Origin of the sequence: Tepidimonas taiwanensis (genome assembly GCF_020162115.1) — a bacterium.
GTDB lineage: Bacteria > Pseudomonadota > Gammaproteobacteria > Burkholderiales > Burkholderiaceae_C > Tepidimonas > Tepidimonas taiwanensis.
The window spans coordinates 824732-840168 of the sequence record NZ_CP083911.1; the positions used below are offsets into that span (position 1 = coordinate 824732).

The window sequence follows — 15437 nt, forward strand, 5'->3', positions numbered from 1 at the left end:
CCAGATCGCGTAACATGCCCGCATCATGTGACAAGTGACTGGGGGTGACTATGGGGACACCCGCGACTGAGCGGATGCAAAAGCATCGCCGGCAGATGCGCCAAGCGGGGTTTCGTCTGGTGCAAATCTGGGTGCCGGACACGCGTCGTCCCGACTTTGCGCAGGAGTGTCGGCGACAGGGCCTGCGGGTGGCGCAGGCGGATCGAGCCGACACGCAACTGCACACACTGATGGACGCGGCAGCGGCAGACGTGGATGGCTGGACGGCATGAAGCGGGGCGACCTGGTCACCATTGCGATGCAGGGTGACTTTGGCAAGCCACGTCCCGCGCTGGTGATTCAGGCGGATCTGTTTGGCGAACTCGACAGCGTGACCGTGCTGCCCCTGACGAGTACGCTGGTGGAGGCGCCGCTGCTGCGCGTGATGGTCCAACCCAGCGCCGACAATGGCTTGCATCGGCCCTCGCAGGTCATGATCGACAAGGCCGTGACGGTTCGGCGCGACAAGCTGGGGCCGGCATTTGGCCACCTCGATGCGAATATCCTCATCCAAGTCGAACGGTGCCTGGCGATATTTCTGGGCATCGCCAAGTGACGGCCCGCCTGCCCAGGGCCGTTCGATCGCCCGATCGAGAAAAAGGCGGGGAGATTGCCCTCCTTACAACACCTCGCTGGCGAAGTCCGCTAGGCGCGAGCGCTCGCCGCGCGCGAGTGTCACGTGCCCGCCGTGTGGCCAGCCCTTGAAGCGGTCGACGACGTAGGTCAGCCCGGACGAGCCCTCGGTCAGGTAGGGCGTGTCGATCTGCGCGAGGTTGCCCATGCACACCAGCTTGGTCCCGGGGCCGGCACGCGTGATGAGCGTCTTCATCTGCTTGGGCGTGAGGTTCTGCGCCTCGTCGATGATGACGTACTTGTTGAGGAACGTGCGCCCGCGCATGAAGTTCATGCTCTTGATCTTGATGCGGCTGCGGATCAGGTCGTTGGTCGCCGCGCGTCCCCATTCACCCGCGGTGTTGCCGTGCCCCTTGGCGAGGAATTCGAGGTTGTCGTCCAGCGCCCCCATCCACGGTCCCATCTTTTCTTCTTCGGTGCCGGGCAGGAAGCCGATGTCTTCGCCGACGCTGACCGTGGCGCGGGTCATGATGATCTCGGTGTAGCGGCGCTCATCCAGCACCTGTGTCAACCCGGCGGCGAGCGCCATCAGCGTCTTGCCAGTACCGGCCGTGCCCGCGAGCGTGACGAAATCGACCTCCGGATCCATCAGCAGGTTGAGCGCAAAATTCTGCTCGCGGTTGCGCGCCGTCACGCCCCAGACGGCGTTTTTCAGGTGGGTGTAGTCCTTGACCGTGCGCAGCACCGCGCTGCGGCCGCGCAGCTCGACCACGCGCGCGTACAGCGGTGGCTCACCCGGCGCCTCGTAGTAGACGAACTGGTTGAGCAGCAGCGCGTCGACCACGGCTCCGGTGATGCGGTAGAACGTGTGGCCGCCCTGCTGCCAGCTCTGCACCGACTGCCCCTGCTGCGCCCAGAAGTCGGCGGGCAACGCCAGCGTACCGGTGTAGAGCAGCTCGGCGTCGTCGAGCACCTTGTCGTTTTCATAATCCTCCGCGGCCAGCCCCAGCGCGCGCGCCTTGATGCGCATGTTGATGTCCTTGGACACCAGCACGACGTCGCGCTCCGGGTGCCGCGCCTTGAGCGCCTGCACGACCGACAGGATCTGGTTGTCGGCCTTGCCCTGCGGGATACCGGCGGGCAGCTCGGCGGGCAGCGGCTCGGTCTGGAAGAAGAGCGTGCCGGTGGCCTCGGTGTTGCCCAGCGCGGACAGCGGCACCCCGGGGCGGATGTCGCCGCCGACGTGCGCGGCCAGCGCGTCGAGCGAGCGGCTGGCCTGCCGCGCGTTGCGCGCGACCTCGCTCATGCCCTTCTTGTTGTTGTCCAGCTCCTCCAGCACGATCATCGGCAGGAAGATGTCGTGTTCTTCGAAGCGGAACAGGCTGCTCGGGTCGTGCATCAGCACGTTGGTGTCCAGCACGAACAGCTTGCGCGGGCCGGCGCCGTGACGGCGGTGCGGTGCGCGGCGCGGGGTGGCCGCGCGAGCTGGGGTGGCTGGGGTGGTGCGTGGCGTGGCGGGCACCTGCGGCGGCGTGGTGGGGGGCATTCCGTTTCCGGGGGTACCCACGGCCTGAGGCAGTGCTTCCGCAATCGGGGCCGCGGCGGTATCGGCAACCGCCGTATCGGCCGCGGCTGTTTCGACCGCCCCGACTGCCGCCTGGCGGCGCCGCGTGCGCCGCGACGGCCCGCCGGTTGCGGCAGGCGCCGGGGCAGGGGAGGACGACGGGGCCGCGGACACCGCAGCGGCGTCCCCTTCGCCAGCCGATACAGGGGACGCCGCCGACAGGGCGTCGAGGACGCGTTCGTCCGCTTCGGCGTCACGAGCACGCGGGGAGGGTTTCAGTTGGACACGGTCCGCCTTGCGGCGCGGAGGGGGAGGCAATGGCATAAGACGATGATGCCAGAAAAACGCCTCTCACCGCGGCAGCGTGGCCTCCAAACGACAAGGGACCCGCGCCGGGTCCCTCGTGTCGCGTGTGGCCGGTCGGTCAGGCCACTTTCTCCAGCATCTGCACGGCCTTGAGCACCTCGTCGACGTGACCCGGCACCTTGATGCCGCGCCACTCCTGCAAGAGGATGCCCTCGGGGCTGATCAGGAAGGTGCTGCGCTCGATGCCCTTGACCTTCTTGCCGTACATGATCTTGTTTTTGACCACGCCGAACATGTGGCACATTTTTTCTTCGGTGTCGGCGATCAGCTCGAACGGCAGCTCCAGCTTGGCCTTGAAGTCCTCGTGCGATTTCATGTTGTCGCGCGACACACCGAACACCACCGCACCGGCCGCGACGAAATCCTGGTAGCGGTCGCGGAACTGCATCGCCTCGGTCGTGCAGCCCGGGGTGTGGTCCTTCGGATAAAAATAGAGAACCAGCGTTTGCCCGAGGTGGGACTGGTGGGTGACGGTGATGCCGCCGGTCGCTTTGGCTTCGAATTCGGGAATGGGTTTATTGACGACGACGGCCATTGAGCGTATCCCCTGCGTGGTTGGATGGTCAGTCGGAAGCGTCCGGAAAAACGCCGCAAGACCCCATCACCCGCTCGTGAGCGCCCGCCACCACGCGGCGCGATGGCGTTCGGCGACGAGCGGGGTTGGGCTGCGCCGAACATTGTGATATTTTAGCTTATTTCACGCCCGTTTCGATGAGCAGCGCGGCCACGACCCGGCGTCCCTCGCCCGCCAGGATGTTGTAGGTGCGCGCGGCGGCCATCGTGTCCATCGTCTCGACGCCGATACCGCGCGCGATCAGGCCCGCCAGCAGCGACGGATGCACGAAGCGCAGCCGCTCGCCACTGCCGAAGATCACCACCTCGGTGCCGTCAGTAGCCAGGGCGTCGAAGTGCGCGGCCGTCAGGTCGCCGTGGCGCGCGCACGGCCACGGCTCGAGCCGCCCGTCGGCGCCGACGATCATGCTCGACTCGTAGCGCTGTCCCGCGATTACCAACCACCCCGGGCCATGGGCCTGGATGGCGAGTGCGTCGATGCGGTCGGGCTGAAATTTCATGGACGGACCGGGGCGGGATCGCCAAAAAACTGTGGTGAAATTATAGGTTCCACCCCTTGCATCCCCGCGCGCGCCATGTCGCATCCCGTGATCCACAAGTCGGCCAAACTCGCCAACGTCTGCTACGACATCCGCGGCCCCGTGCTCGAAAAAGCCCGTCAGATGGAGGAAGACGGGCACAAGATCATCAAGCTCAACATCGGCAACCTGGCGGTGTTCGGGCTGGAGCCGCCCGACGAGATCGTGCAGGACATGATCCGCAACCTGCCGCAGGCGGCTGGCTACACCGACAGCAAGGGCCTGTTCGCGCCGCGCAAGGCCATCGTGCACTACACGCAGCAAAAGGGCATCGCCGGCGTCACGGTGGACGACGTGTACCTGGGCAACGGCGCCAGCGAGCTCATCACGATGAGCATGAACGCGCTGCTCAACGCCGGGGACGAGATCCTGGTGCCGGCGCCGGACTACCCCCTGTGGACGGCCTCCGTGTCGCTGTCGGGCGGCACGCCGGTGCACTACCTGTGCGACGAGTCCAACGGCTGGATCCCCGACCTGGACGACATGGCGCGCAAGATCACGCCGCGCACCAAGGGCATCGTCGTCATCAACCCCAACAACCCCACCGGCGCGCTGTACCCGGTGGAGGTGCTGCAGGCGATCGTGGCGCTGGCGCGCAAGCACGGCCTGATCATCTTCGCCGACGAGATTTACGACAAGGTGCTCTACGACGGCCACGTGCACACCTCGATCGCGTCGCTGGCGGACGACATCCTGTTTGTGACGTTCAACGGCCTGAGCAAGAACTACCGCTCGTGCGGCTACCGCGCGGGGTGGATGATCGTCTCCGGCGACAAGCGCCGCGCCCAAGACTACATCGAGGGCCTCAACATGCTGGCGTCGATGCGGCTGTGCGCCAACACGCCGGGGCAGCTGGCGATCCAGACGGCGCTGGGCGGCTACCAGAGCATCAACGACCTGGTGGCGCCGGGCGGGCGGTTGTGCCGCCAGCGCGACCTGGCGCACCGGCTGCTGACCGAGATTCCGGGCGTCACCTGTGTCAAGCCCAAGGCCGCTCTGTACATGTTTCCGCGCCTGGACCCCAAGGTTTACCCGATCGAAGATGACCAGCAGTTCGCCTACGACCTGCTGGCCGAGGAAAAGGTGCTGATCGTGCAGGGTACGGGCTTCAACTACCCGACGCCGGACCACTTCCGCCTGGTGTTTTTGCCGCACGAGGACGACCTGACCGAGGCGATCGGGCGCATTGCGCGCTTCCTCGGCCACCTGCGGCGCCGCTACGGTACCGACTGAAGCGCTGGCCCCCCTGACTTTACCCACCGCGTTACGACGAACGATCCGAAGAGCGAACATGACTCAACTTCCCCCCATCCAAGTGGGCCTGCTGGGCATCGGCACCGTGGGCAGCGGCGTCTTCCGCGTGCTGCAGCGCAACCAGGAGGAGATCCGGCGCCGCGCAGGCCGTGGCATCGCCATCACGATGGTGGCCGACCTCGACACCGAGCGCGCGCGCGGCATCGTGGGGGATGCGGCGCAGGTGGTGGCCGACGCCCGCGCGGTGATCGCCAACCCCGACATCGACATCGTCGTCGAGCTCATCGGCGGCTACGGGATCGCCCGTCAACTGGTGTTGGAAGCCATCGCCGCGGGCAAGCACGTCGTTACCGCCAACAAGGCGCTGCTGGCGGTGCACGGCAGCGAGATTTTTGCTGCCGCGCAGGCCAAGGGGGTGATGGTGGCGTTCGAGGCGGCCGTGGCCGGTGGCATCCCCATCATCAAGGCCTTGCGCGAAGGGTTGACCGCCAACCGCATCCAGTGGGTGGCCGGCATCATCAACGGCACCACCAACTTCATCCTGTCCGAAATGCGCGACAAGGGGCTGGACTTCGACGTCGTGCTGAAGGAGGCGCAGCGCCTTGGCTACGCCGAGGCCGACCCCACGTTCGACATCGAGGGCATCGACGCCGCGCACAAGGCGACGCTGATGAGCGCGCTGGCGTTTGGCATCCCGGTGCAGTTCGACAAAGCCTACGTCGAAGGCATCACGAAGCTGCAGGCGGCCGACATCCGCTACGCCGAGCAGCTGGGCTACCGCATCAAGCTGCTGGGCATCACCAAGCGCGTGGCCGGTGGGGTGGAGCTGCGCGTGCACCCGACGCTGGTGCCGGCCAAGCGCTTGATCGCCAACGTCGAAGGGGCGATGAACGCGGTGGTGGTGCAGGGCGACGCGGTGGGCACCACGCTCTACTACGGCAAGGGCGCGGGCAGTGAGCCGACGGCGAGCGCCGTGATCGCCGACCTGGTGGACGTGACGCGCCTGCACACCGCCGATCCGCAGCACCGCGTGCCGCATCTGGCGTTCCAGCCGCACGCGATGAGCGATCTGGCCATCGTCCCGATGGCGCAGGTGATGACCAGCTACTACCTGCGCCTGCGCGTGGCGGACCAGCCCGGCGTGTTGGCCGAGGTGACGGGGATCCTGGCGCGCGCGGGCATCAGCATCGACGCGGTGCTGCAGCGCGAGGCCGACGAAGTCGGCGGCGAGGGCAGCACGCAGACCGACCTCATCATCCTGACGCACGACACGACGGAGGGCACGATGGATCAGGCGCTCGCCGCGATCCAGGCGCTGCCGACGGTGCTCGCCCCGATCGTGCGCATCCGCAAGGAGGAGCTGGCCTGATGCGCTACCTCTCCACCCGCGGCCACCCCGAGCGGCGGCGCTTCAGCGATATCCTGCTAGAAGGCTTGGCCCCCGACGGTGGCCTTTATCTGCCGGAAACCTACCCGCAGGTCGATGCGGCGACGCTGGCGCGCTGGCGGCGCGTCTATCACGAGCAGGGCTACGCCGAACTCGCGTTCGAAATCCTGTCGCTCTACATCGACGACATCCCGGCCGACGACCTGCGCGCGCTGCTGCGCAAGACCTACACCGCGGAGGTCTTCGGCACCGGCGAGATCGTGCCGCTGCGCCACCTGGAAGACGGCCTGTGGCTGGAGGCGCTGTCCAACGGCCCGACGCTCGCGTTCAAGGATATGGCGATGCAGTTGCTGGGCCACCTGTTCGAATACGAACTGGCGCGCCGCGGCGAGACGCTCAACATTCTGGGCGCGACCAGCGGCGACACCGGCAGCGCGGCCGAATACGCGATGCGCGGCAAGCGCGGCATCCGCGTCTTCATGCTCAGCCCGCGCGGGCGCATGAGTCCGTTTCAGCAGGCGCAGATGTACAGCCTGATGGACGCCAACATCCACAACATCGCGATCGAAGGTGTCTTTGACGACTGTCAGGACATCGTCAAGGCGGTGAGCGCCGACCTGGACTTCAAGCGCCGCTGGCACATCGGCACTGTCAATTCGATCAACTGGGCGCGGCTGCTGGCGCAGGTGGTGTACTACTTCGCCGGCTGGATTCAGGCCACCGAGCGCGACGACCAGCGTGTGAGCTTTGCCGTGCCGAGCGGCAATTTCGGCAACGTCTGCGCCGGGCATATCGCGCGCATGATGGGGCTGCCCATCGAGCGGCTCGTCGTCGCCACCAACGAAAACGACGTGCTCGACGAGTTTTTCCGCACCGGCGTGTACCGCGTGCGCGGCAGCGCCGACACGTACGAGACGTCCAGCCCCTCGATGGACATCAGCAAGGCGAGCAACTTCGAGCGCTTCGTCTTCGACCTGCTCGGGCGCGACGCAGCGGCGACGCGCGCGCTGTTCGCAGACGCCTTGGCGCGCGACGGGCGCTTCGACCTCTCGGCCCACCCGGCGTTTGCCCAAGTGCGGGACCGCTACGGCTTCGTCAGCGGCCGCAGCACGCACGCCAACCGCCTGGCGACCATCCGCGACGCGTGGGAGCGCTTTGGCGTGCTGATCGACCCGCACACCGCCGACGGCGTCAAGGTGGCGCGCGAGTATCGCCAAAGCGGCGTGCCGATGATCGTGCTGGAAACCGCGCTGCCGATCAAATTTGCTGCGACCATCGTCGAGGCCATCGGCCGGGAGCCCGAGCGGCCGGCGCGCTTTGCGGGCATCGAAGACCTGCCCAAGCGCGTGCAGGTCATGCCCGCCGATGCCGAACGGGTCAAGGCCTACATCGAGTCGGTCTGCCGCCAAAGTTGAGCCTCATCGAGCCCATAGAGCCCATTGAGCCCCATGCGATGACGACACCTGTCCCAGCCGCCCCACCCGCACGCCCTGGCCTGATGGCGTTGGAGGAGGCGCTCGCGCGCTTGCTGGACGGCGTGGCGCCGGTCACCGAGGTCGAATCCGTCGCGACCGAAGCCGCCGCGGGGCGGGTGCTGGCCCGCGACCTCGTGTCGGCGTTGGACGTGCCGGGCTTCGACAACAGCCAGATGGACGGCTACGCGGTGCGCAGCGCGGACGTCGCTGCCGCCGTTGCGGCGGGGCGGCCGCTGCCCGTGGCGCAGCGCATCGCGGCCGGCCACTTTGGGGCCGCGCTGCAGCCGGGGACGGTCGCGCGCATCTTCACCGGCGCGCCGCTGCCGGCGGGGGCCGATGCCGTCATCATGCAGGAGGAAGCCAGCGCGGCCGATGCGCCGGTCGATGCCGAAGCCAGCCAGGGGGCATTCGGTTGGGTGCGCTTCAGCGCCGCGCCTGCCAGCGGCCAGTGGGTACGCCGCCGCGGCGAGGACGTCCGCGCCGGGGCGGCGGTCGTGCCTGCGGGCACGCGGCTCGCCGCGGCGCATCTGGGACTGGCGGCGTCCATTGGGGCGGACCACCTCACCGTCGTGCGCCGCCTGCGGGTCGCGCTGGCCTCCACGGGGGACGAGCTGATTCTGCCGGGGCAGTGTCCGCCGGATCGGCTGCCGCCCGGGGCCATCTACAACTCCAACCGCTATTTTCTGGAGCCGCTGCTGCGCCGGCTGGGGTGCGAGGTGACCGTGCTGCCGCCGATTCCGGACACGCGCGAGGCGACGCAAGAGGTGCTGCTGGATGCGGCCGCCGGGCACGACGTGATCCTGACCACCGGCGGCGTGTCGGTGGGCGAGGCCGACCATGTCAAACCCGTGGTGCAGGCGCTGGGCACGCTGGACCTGTGGCAGGTGGCAATGAAGCCGGGCAAGCCGTTTGCCCACGGCTGGATCGACCGCGCCCGCGCCGGCGGGCAGGGGCGCTGCCACGTGTTGGGTTTACCGGGTAACCCGGTGTCGAGCTTCGTGACCTTTTTGCTGCTGGCGCGGCCGTTCTTGCTGCGGCTGGGCGGCGCAGCCGTGGAGGCGGCGCTGCCGCCCGCACTGCCGATGGTCGCGCACTTCGACGTCCCCACCCCCGACAAGCGGCGCGAATTTTTGCGCGTGCGGCGCAACAGCGTCGGGGGGCTGGACCTATTCCCCAACCAGAACTCGTCGGTGCTGACCTCGATGGCCTGGGCCGACGGCCTGGTGGACAAGCCCGCCGGCGGCACCATCGCCCACGGCGACGTGGTCCGCTACCTGCCCCTGGCGGACTGGTTCGACTGAACCGCGCTCCCGCTGCGCGCCGTGGCTACCGCTCCCCGCGTTCCAACCGCCACCGCGCCGCAGCAGGTCCGCGTCCCGTTTCGCGTGCTGTTGCAGCGCCGGTTGCTCGCCGGGGCGCTGACGGTGATCCTGGCGTTGACGGGGCTCACGGCGGTGGGCATCGTGTGGCCGATGGCGCAGCACGCGGCGCAGCATGCGTTCGTGTCCGCGACACGCGAGGTCGATGCGCGGCTGCAGGCCGACTTCGGCGCCACCCGCCAGGCGCTGCAGGTGTTCGCCCACGCGCTCGAGGCCAACCCGCCCTCGGTCGACGCGCCCGAGCCGTTCCTGCACCTCGCCCAACACGCGATCGCGTCGATGCCGCTCGTGACGTCGATCGTCGCCGGCAATGGGCGGGGACAGGGCTGGCTGCTGCTGTGGCGTCCCGCGCAGCGGGAATGGTTCGTGCGTCTGACCGACCGTGCCCGCTGGGGCGACGTGCAGCACTTCATGACACTGGACGACAGCGGGCGGGTGCTGCGCACGTGGCGCGAGCCGCTCGCCTACGACGCCCGCGAGCGGCCGTGGTATCGGTTGGCAATGGCCACGCCCGGTCAGGTGCGCTGGACCGAGCCTTACGTCTTTTTCACGACGCGGGAGCCGGGCATCACGGCGGCACTGGCGTGGCGCAGCCCCCAAGGGGAACCGTGGGCCGTGGGGTTCGACTTGCGCGCGTCGGAGATCGACGCGATGCTCAAGGGCCTGCCGCTCGGCCCGCGGGGGCTGGCCGTGATGGTGGATGGGGCGGGGCAGGTGTTCGGCCGCTCGGACGCGCCACTGACGCTATCGGCCACGGCCACGGGGGCGTGGCGCCTGCCCACGGCGGCGGACACGGCGCCCCCCGTGATCCGGCAGGCGCTGGCGCAGCCCGGCAGCGAGGCGTCCGAGCCGGCCCGTCTGGGCTTTCCGGACGCCCATTGGTGGGTCACGCGGCGGGCGGTCATGCTTGGCGACCGGGAGCTGTCGCTGTGGCTCGCTGCGCCGTGGTGGGACTTCGTGCCCCACCTGGGGCGCTGGCTGGCGTTGCTCGCGGGCTTCGCGCTGGCGGTGGCGATCGCCGCGCTGTGGGCCGCCCGGCGCGGGGCGCAGCAGTTTGCGCGCCCGCTGGAGTATCTGGCCCGGGCGGCCGAGGCCGTGGGGCGGCTGTCGTTCAGCCGCCCGGTGCGCACCGACTGGCGCACCGTCGAGGTGCAGGCGCTCGCCAAGGCGATGAACGATATGCGCCGGCGGCTGCGTATCTTTCAACGGCGGCTGCAGCGGCGCGAGGCCCAGCTCCAACGCGAGGTCGAGGCGCTGACCGCGGCGGAGCAGCGGCTGCTGCACGTGGGCTTGCACGATCCGCTAACGGACCTGCCCAACCGCCGGCTGCTGCTCGAGCGCATCCAGCACGCGCTGGCCCGCGGGGCGCGCACCGGCGCGCCGCTGGCCGTGCTCTATGTCGACCTGGACCATTTCAAGGAGGTCAACGACAGCTGGGGGCACGACGTGGGCGATGCGCTGTTGCAGCAGGTGGCGCAACGCCTGCGCGAGCTGGTGCGCGGGGGGGACACGGTCGCGCGGCTGGGCGGCGATGAGTTTGCGCTGGTGCTGGAGGATATCGACCCGGCCACCGCGCAGGATCGTGCCCGCGCCGTGGTCGCGGCGCTGGAGCAGCCGTTCGAACTCGGTGAACACCGCACGCACATCTCGGCCAGTGTCGGCCTGTGCCTGGCGCCGCGCGACGGGCGCGACGCGGTGACCTTGCTGCGCCACGCGGACGAGGCGATGTACCGCGCCAAATCGACCGGCCGCGCCCGCGTGGTCGTGTACGAAGCGGGTTTCAGTCAGGCGACGCAGGAGGCGCGCGAGATGCGCGAGGCGCTGGCGCAGGCGATCGCGGACCGTAGCATCGCGCTGTGGTGGCAGCCGCAGGTCGATCTGCCCAGCGGCCGCATCGTTGCAGCGGAGGGCCTGTTGCGCTGGCAACACCCGCGCTGGGGCCACGTGTCGCCGGCGACCTTCATCCCGCTGGCGGAGGACGGCGGGCTGATGCCGCGGCTGGGGCAGCTGGTGCTGGCGCTCGCGTTCGAGCACGGCAAGCGGCTGGAGGCCGCGGGCTGGTCGCTCGAGCGGCTGGCGATCAACGTCTCGCCGCTGCAGCTCACCGGCGAGGCGTTTGCCGACGAGGTCTTACGCCACCTGCAGGCGAGCGGCTGGCCGGCGAGCCGGCTGGAGCTGGAAATCACCGAAAGCGTGCTGCTCGACGAGGATCAGGCGCGCGGCGGCCTGCAGCGGCTGGAGGCGCAGGGCGTGCGCCTGGCGGTGGACGACTTCGGCACCGGTTACTCGTCGCTGGCGTACCTGCGCCGGCTGCCGCTCGATACGCTCAAGATCGACGGCAGCTTCGTGCGCGACATCGGCACGAATCCGCAGGCAGACGCCCTGGTCGAGTCGCTGATCCAGCTTGGCCATGCGGTGGGGCTGGAGCTCGTCGCCGAGGGCGTGGAGACCGCCGCGCAGCGCGACTTTCTCGCCGCGCGCGGGGTGCGCCGCGGGCAAGGGTTCCTGTGGTCGCCCGCCAGACCCGTGGACGACTGGGTCGCGCATCGCGTCGCGCCAGGCGCTCCGGTATCATCGTGAGCCGTCCGGTCCAACCTGTCATGACGTGCGTCGATGAAGATACAGCTGCGATTTTTTGCCGCCATCCGCGAAGCCCTCGGCACGGCCGCCGAGACGGTGGAGACGCAGGCGGTGACGGTCGCCGCTTTGCGTGACGAGCTGATCGCCCGCGGTGGCGCCTGGGCCGAGGCGCTGGCGCGCGGCCGCGCGCTGCGCGTGGCGGTGGACCAGGTCATGGCCGACGAGGCCACCCCGCTGCGCGACGGGGCGGAGGTGGCGTTTTTTCCGCCGGTGACCGGGGGGTGACGGGCATGGCCCTACAGCAGCGCAGTGTCTGCATCCAGACCGCGGACTTCGACCTCGGTGCCGAGGTGGCTGCGCTGCGCGCCGGCGACCCGGGCGTCGGCGCGGTGTGTGCGTTCGTTGGCACCGTGCGTGACCGCAACGACGGGGCGGCGGTCGCCGCGATGGAGCTGGAGCATTACCCCGGGATGACCGAGCGCGCTATCGACGCGATGATCGACGAGGCGGCGCGCCGCTTCGACATCCGCGGCGTGCGCGTCATCCACCGCGTCGGGCCACTGCAGCCGCAGGACCAGATCGTGCTCGTCGCCGTGACGTCGGCGCACCGGGGCGAGGCGTTTCAGGCCTGCGAGTTTTTGATGGACTACCTGAAAACCCAAGCGCCGTTCTGGAAAAAGGAACAGACGCCCGAGGGCGCGCGCTGGGTGGACGCGCGCGTCAGCGACGACGCGGCGCTGGCGCGTTGGGGAATCACGGCGCGCAACAGCGCATAAGCCCGCTTGCGTGGCGGGCTGCCCAGCCGTTTCGTCGCGCGTAGCCGCCGTTGGGGGCTGATCGGGCGCACGGTACCACGCGGGGTCGCGTGGTGCGTCCATTTGATCCGCATCAGGACGGGCCGCTTGAAATCCCGGCACATTCCCCCACATCCAGGATAGTTCATTGTTGGAGCCATCCTCATGCGGATCGACAAACTCACCACCCAGTTTCAGGAAGCCCTGGCCGAAGCGCAATCGATGGCGCTGGGCCGCGACCACGCCTACATCGAGCCGGCGCACGTGCTGGCGGCGCTGCTGCAGCAGGACGGCCCGCGCGCGCTGCTGACGCGCGCCGGTGCCAACGTTGGCGCGCTGACCAAGGCGGCCGAAGAGGCGCTCAATCGCCTGCCCCAGGTCGAGGGTCAGGAGCAGGTGCAGGTCGGGCGCGACACCGTCACGCTGCTGCAGGCGGCCGAGAAAGAAGCCATCAAGCGCGGTGACCAGTTCATCGCCAGCGAGCTGTTCCTGCTGGCGCTGGCCGACAGCAAGACGTCGTTCGGTGATGCGGTGCGTGCGGCCGGCCTCAACCGCAAGGCGCTGGAAGCGGCGGTCGACGCGGTGCGCGGCGGGCAGAAGGTAAACGATCCGCAGGCCGAGGGCCAGCGCGAGGCGCTCAAAAAATACACGCTGGACCTGACCGAGCGCGCCCGTCAGGGCAAGCTCGATCCGGTGATCGGGCGCGATGACGAAATCCGCCGCACCATCCAGATCCTGCAGCGCCGCAGCAAGAACAACCCAGTGCTGATCGGCGAGCCGGGCGTGGGCAAGACCGCGATCGTCGAGGGGCTGGCCCAGCGCATCGTCAACGGCGAGGTGCCGGAGACGCTCAAGGACAAGCGCGTGCTGGTGCTGGACATGGCCGGGCTGCTCGCCGGTGCCAAGTACCGCGGCGAGTTCGAGGAGCGGCTCAAGGCCGTGCTCAAGGAGATTGCCGCCGAGGAGGGGCGCATCATCCTCTTCATCGACGAAATCCACACGATGGTGGGCGCGGGCAAGGCCGAGGGCGCGATGGACGCGGGCAACATGCTGAAACCGGCGCTCGCGCGCGGCGAGCTGCACTGCATCGGCGCCACGACGCTCGACGAATACCGCAAGTACATCGAGAAGGACGCGGCGCTGGAGCGGCGCTTCCAGAAGGTGCTGGTCGATGAACCCAGCGTCGAGGCGACGATCGCCATCCTGCGCGGCCTGCAGGAGAAGTATGAGCTGCACCACGGTGTCGAGATCACCGACCCGGCGATCGTCGCAGCGGCGGAGCTGAGCCACCGCTACATCACCGACCGCTTCCTGCCGGACAAGGCCATCGACCTGATCGACGAGGCCGCCGCGCGCATCAAAATGGAGATCGACTCCAAGCCCGAGGCGCTGGATCGGCTCGAGCGGCGACTCATCCAACTCAAGATCGAGCGCGAGGCGGTGCGCAAGGAGACCGACGAGGCGTCGCGCAAGCGGCTGGAGCTGATCGAAGAAGAGATCAGCAAGCTCGAGCGCGAGTACGCGGACCTGGAGGAGGTCTGGAAGGCCGAGAAAGCCCAGGTGCAGGGTTCGGCGCAGATCAAGGAAGAGATCGACCGCATCCGCTTCCAGATCGAGGAGCTCAAGCGCAAGGGCGACTTCAACAAGGTCGCCGAGTTGCAGTACGGCCGCCTGCCGGAGCTGGAGCGCCGGTTGCAGGAAGCGCAGGCGCGCGAATCCGGCAGCGGTGCGGGCAAGGGCTTCAAGCTGCTGCGCACGCAGGTGGGCGCGGAAGAGATCGCCGAGGTGGTCTCGCGCGCCACGGGCATCCCGGTGTCCAAGCTGATGCAGGGCGAGCGCGAAAAGCTGCTGCAGATGGAAGCCAAGTTGCACGAGCGCGTCGTCGGCCAGGACGAGGCCATCGTCGCCGTGTCCAACGCCATCCGCCGTGCGCGCGCGGGCCTGTCGGATCCGAACCGGCCACTGGGGTCGTTCCTGTTCCTCGGGCCGACCGGCGTGGGCAAGACCGAGCTGTGCAAGGCGCTGGCGGCGTTCCTCTTCGACACCGAGGAGCACATGATCCGCATCGACATGAGCGAGTTCATGGAGAAGCACTCGGTGAGCCGCCTGATCGGCGCGCCGCCGGGCTACGTCGGCTACGACGAGGGCGGGTATCTGACCGAAGCGGTGCGGCGCAAGCCCTATAGCGTGGTGCTGCTCGACGAGGTGGAGAAGGCCCACCCGGACGTCTTCAACGTGCTGCTGCAGGTGCTCGATGACGGGCGCCTGACGGACGGGCAGGGGCGCACGGTGGACTTCAAGAACACGGTGATCGTGATGACCTCCAACATCGGCTCGCACCGCATCCAGGCGATGGCGGGGCAGGACGTGGAGGACATCAAGGAAGCCGTGTGGGAGGAGCTCAAGGCGCATTTCCGGCCCGAGTTCCTCAACCGTATCGACGAGACCGTGGTGTTCCACCCGCTCTCTAGCGAGCACATCAAGAATATCGCGCGCATCCAGCTGCGCACGCTGCAGGAGCGCCTGGCGCGCGTAGACCTGACGCTGGAGGTGACCGATACGGCGCTGGAGGAACTGGCGAAGGTGGGGTTCGACCCGGTGTTCGGGGCGCGGCCGCTCAAGCGCGCGATCCAGCAGCGCATCGAGAACCCGCTGTCCAAGCTGATCCTCGAAGGGCGTTTCCCGCCCAAGAGCACGATCACCGTGGACGTGGACCCGATCCGCGCGCCAGGGCAGTTCCAGTTCGGGCCGACGGTGCACTGACGGACAAAATGCCGCCGATCCGAAGGACGAGGCCGCGCTGTGCGTCGCGGCGCTCAACGAATCCTTCGCGACCCTGCAAAAGCGCCCCGGACAAGGGGCGCTTTTTTGCTGA

General features: G+C 68.7%; 13 protein-coding genes. 10 read left to right on the plus strand and 3 right to left on the minus strand.

The genetic code is table 11. The features are described from left to right. The first annotated feature begins 74 nt into the window (after nucleotides 1–74). Both LCC91_RS03810 and LCC91_RS03815 read left to right on the plus strand, forming a co-directional pair. Entirely contained in the window at nucleotides 75–272 is a 198-nt protein-coding gene (locus LCC91_RS03810; RefSeq protein ID WP_224441012.1) for an antitoxin MazE family protein, read from the plus strand. Further along, nucleotides 269–595 (plus strand): type II toxin-antitoxin system PemK/MazF family toxin, encoded by a 327-nt coding sequence (locus LCC91_RS03815; RefSeq protein ID WP_043699967.1) that lies wholly within the window; start codon nucleotides 269–271, stop codon nucleotides 593–595. The genes LCC91_RS03810 and LCC91_RS03815 overlap by 4 nt, the downstream gene beginning before the upstream one ends. A 63-nt stretch (nucleotides 596–658) precedes the next feature. Here LCC91_RS03815 and LCC91_RS03820 read toward each other — a convergent pair whose 3' ends face one another. From LCC91_RS03820 to LCC91_RS03830, 3 genes are all read right to left on the minus strand, one after another. Next, complete coding sequence (locus tag LCC91_RS03820; RefSeq protein WP_043699969.1) at nucleotides 659–2500, minus strand: PhoH family protein; 1842 nt, start codon at nucleotides 2498–2500, stop codon at nucleotides 659–661. Between the two features lie 100 nt (nucleotides 2501–2600). Further along, a complete protein-coding gene (locus LCC91_RS03825) occupies nucleotides 2601–3077 on the minus strand; it encodes a peroxiredoxin (protein ID WP_043699973.1) in 477 nt (158 codons plus the stop codon). A gap of 157 nt (nucleotides 3078–3234) precedes the next feature. Continuing rightward, entirely contained in the window at nucleotides 3235–3615 is a 381-nt protein-coding gene (locus tag LCC91_RS03830) for an Mth938-like domain-containing protein (RefSeq protein ID WP_043699978.1), read from the minus strand. Nucleotides 3616–3690: 75 nt separating this feature from the next. On the opposite strand from LCC91_RS03830, the gene LCC91_RS03835 reads away from it, so the two are divergent. The 8 genes from LCC91_RS03835 to clpB all read left to right on the plus strand — a co-directional run bounded on the left by LCC91_RS03835 (nucleotide 3691) and on the right by clpB (nucleotide 15325). Further along, nucleotides 3691–4926, plus strand: coding sequence for a pyridoxal phosphate-dependent aminotransferase (locus LCC91_RS03835; protein ID WP_143897919.1), 1236 nt, complete (start codon nucleotides 3691–3693; stop codon nucleotides 4924–4926). 58 nt (nucleotides 4927–4984) lie between these two features. Beyond that, a complete protein-coding gene (locus tag LCC91_RS03840) occupies nucleotides 4985–6316 on the plus strand; it encodes a homoserine dehydrogenase (protein WP_143897917.1) in 1332 nt (443 codons plus the stop codon). Beyond that, nucleotides 6316–7749, plus strand: a complete 1434-nt coding sequence (gene thrC, locus LCC91_RS03845; protein ID WP_043699991.1) for a threonine synthase — start codon at nucleotides 6316–6318, stop codon at nucleotides 7747–7749. The genes LCC91_RS03840 and thrC overlap by 1 nt, the downstream gene beginning before the upstream one ends. Nucleotides 7750–7787: 38 nt before the next feature. After that, complete coding sequence (locus LCC91_RS03850; protein WP_043699994.1) at nucleotides 7788–9110, plus strand: molybdopterin molybdotransferase MoeA; 1323 nt, start codon at nucleotides 7788–7790, stop codon at nucleotides 9108–9110. A 21-nt stretch (nucleotides 9111–9131) separates the two neighbouring features. After that, on the plus strand, nucleotides 9132–11768 hold the full coding sequence (locus LCC91_RS03855; RefSeq protein ID WP_143897915.1) for a bifunctional diguanylate cyclase/phosphodiesterase: 2637 nt from the start codon (nucleotides 9132–9134) through the stop codon (nucleotides 11766–11768). A gap of 33 nt (nucleotides 11769–11801) precedes the next feature. Next, nucleotides 11802–12053 carry a molybdopterin converting factor subunit 1 gene (gene moaD / locus LCC91_RS03860; RefSeq protein WP_043699997.1) on the plus strand — a complete coding sequence of 84 codons (252 nt, stop codon included), beginning with the start codon at nucleotides 11802–11804 and terminating at the stop codon, nucleotides 12051–12053. 5 nt (nucleotides 12054–12058) lie between these two features. Further along, nucleotides 12059–12544, plus strand: coding sequence for a molybdopterin synthase catalytic subunit MoaE (gene moaE, locus LCC91_RS03865; RefSeq protein WP_043700000.1), 486 nt, complete (start codon nucleotides 12059–12061; stop codon nucleotides 12542–12544). Nucleotides 12545–12727: 183 nt separating this feature from the next. After that, a complete protein-coding gene (gene clpB / locus LCC91_RS03870; protein WP_043700003.1) occupies nucleotides 12728–15325 on the plus strand; it encodes an ATP-dependent chaperone ClpB in 2598 nt (865 codons plus the stop codon). Nucleotides 15326–15437 lie beyond the last annotated feature (112 nt).

Bases quoted from the DNA above. Each gene is read 5' to 3' on its own strand.
- LCC91_RS03840 (WP_143897917.1), top strand. From the start codon at position 4,985: ATGACTCAACTTCCCCCCATCCAAGTGGGCCTGCTGGGCATCGGCACC.
- LCC91_RS03825 (WP_043699973.1), bottom strand. From the start codon at position 3,077: ATGGCCGTCGTCGTCAATAAACCCATTCCCGAATTCGAAGCCAAAGCG.
- clpB (WP_043700003.1), top strand. From the start codon at position 12,728: ATGCGGATCGACAAACTCACCACCCAGTTTCAGGAAGCCCTGGCCGAA.
- LCC91_RS03810 (WP_224441012.1), top strand. From the start codon at position 75: ATGCAAAAGCATCGCCGGCAGATGCGCCAAGCGGGGTTTCGTCTGGTG.
- LCC91_RS03835 (WP_143897919.1), top strand. From the start codon at position 3,691: ATGTCGCATCCCGTGATCCACAAGTCGGCCAAACTCGCCAACGTCTGC.
- moaE (WP_043700000.1), top strand. From the start codon at position 12,059: ATGGCCCTACAGCAGCGCAGTGTCTGCATCCAGACCGCGGACTTCGAC.
- LCC91_RS03820 (WP_043699969.1), bottom strand. From the start codon at position 2,500: ATGCCATTGCCTCCCCCTCCGCGCCGCAAGGCGGACCGTGTCCAACTG.
- LCC91_RS03850 (WP_043699994.1), top strand. From the start codon at position 7,788: ATGACGACACCTGTCCCAGCCGCCCCACCCGCACGCCCTGGCCTGATG.
- thrC (WP_043699991.1), top strand. From the start codon at position 6,316: ATGCGCTACCTCTCCACCCGCGGCCACCCCGAGCGGCGGCGCTTCAGC.
- LCC91_RS03830 (WP_043699978.1), bottom strand. From the start codon at position 3,615: ATGAAATTTCAGCCCGACCGCATCGACGCACTCGCCATCCAGGCCCAT.
- LCC91_RS03815 (WP_043699967.1), top strand. From the start codon at position 269: ATGAAGCGGGGCGACCTGGTCACCATTGCGATGCAGGGTGACTTTGGC.
- moaD (WP_043699997.1), top strand. From the start codon at position 11,802: ATGAAGATACAGCTGCGATTTTTTGCCGCCATCCGCGAAGCCCTCGGC.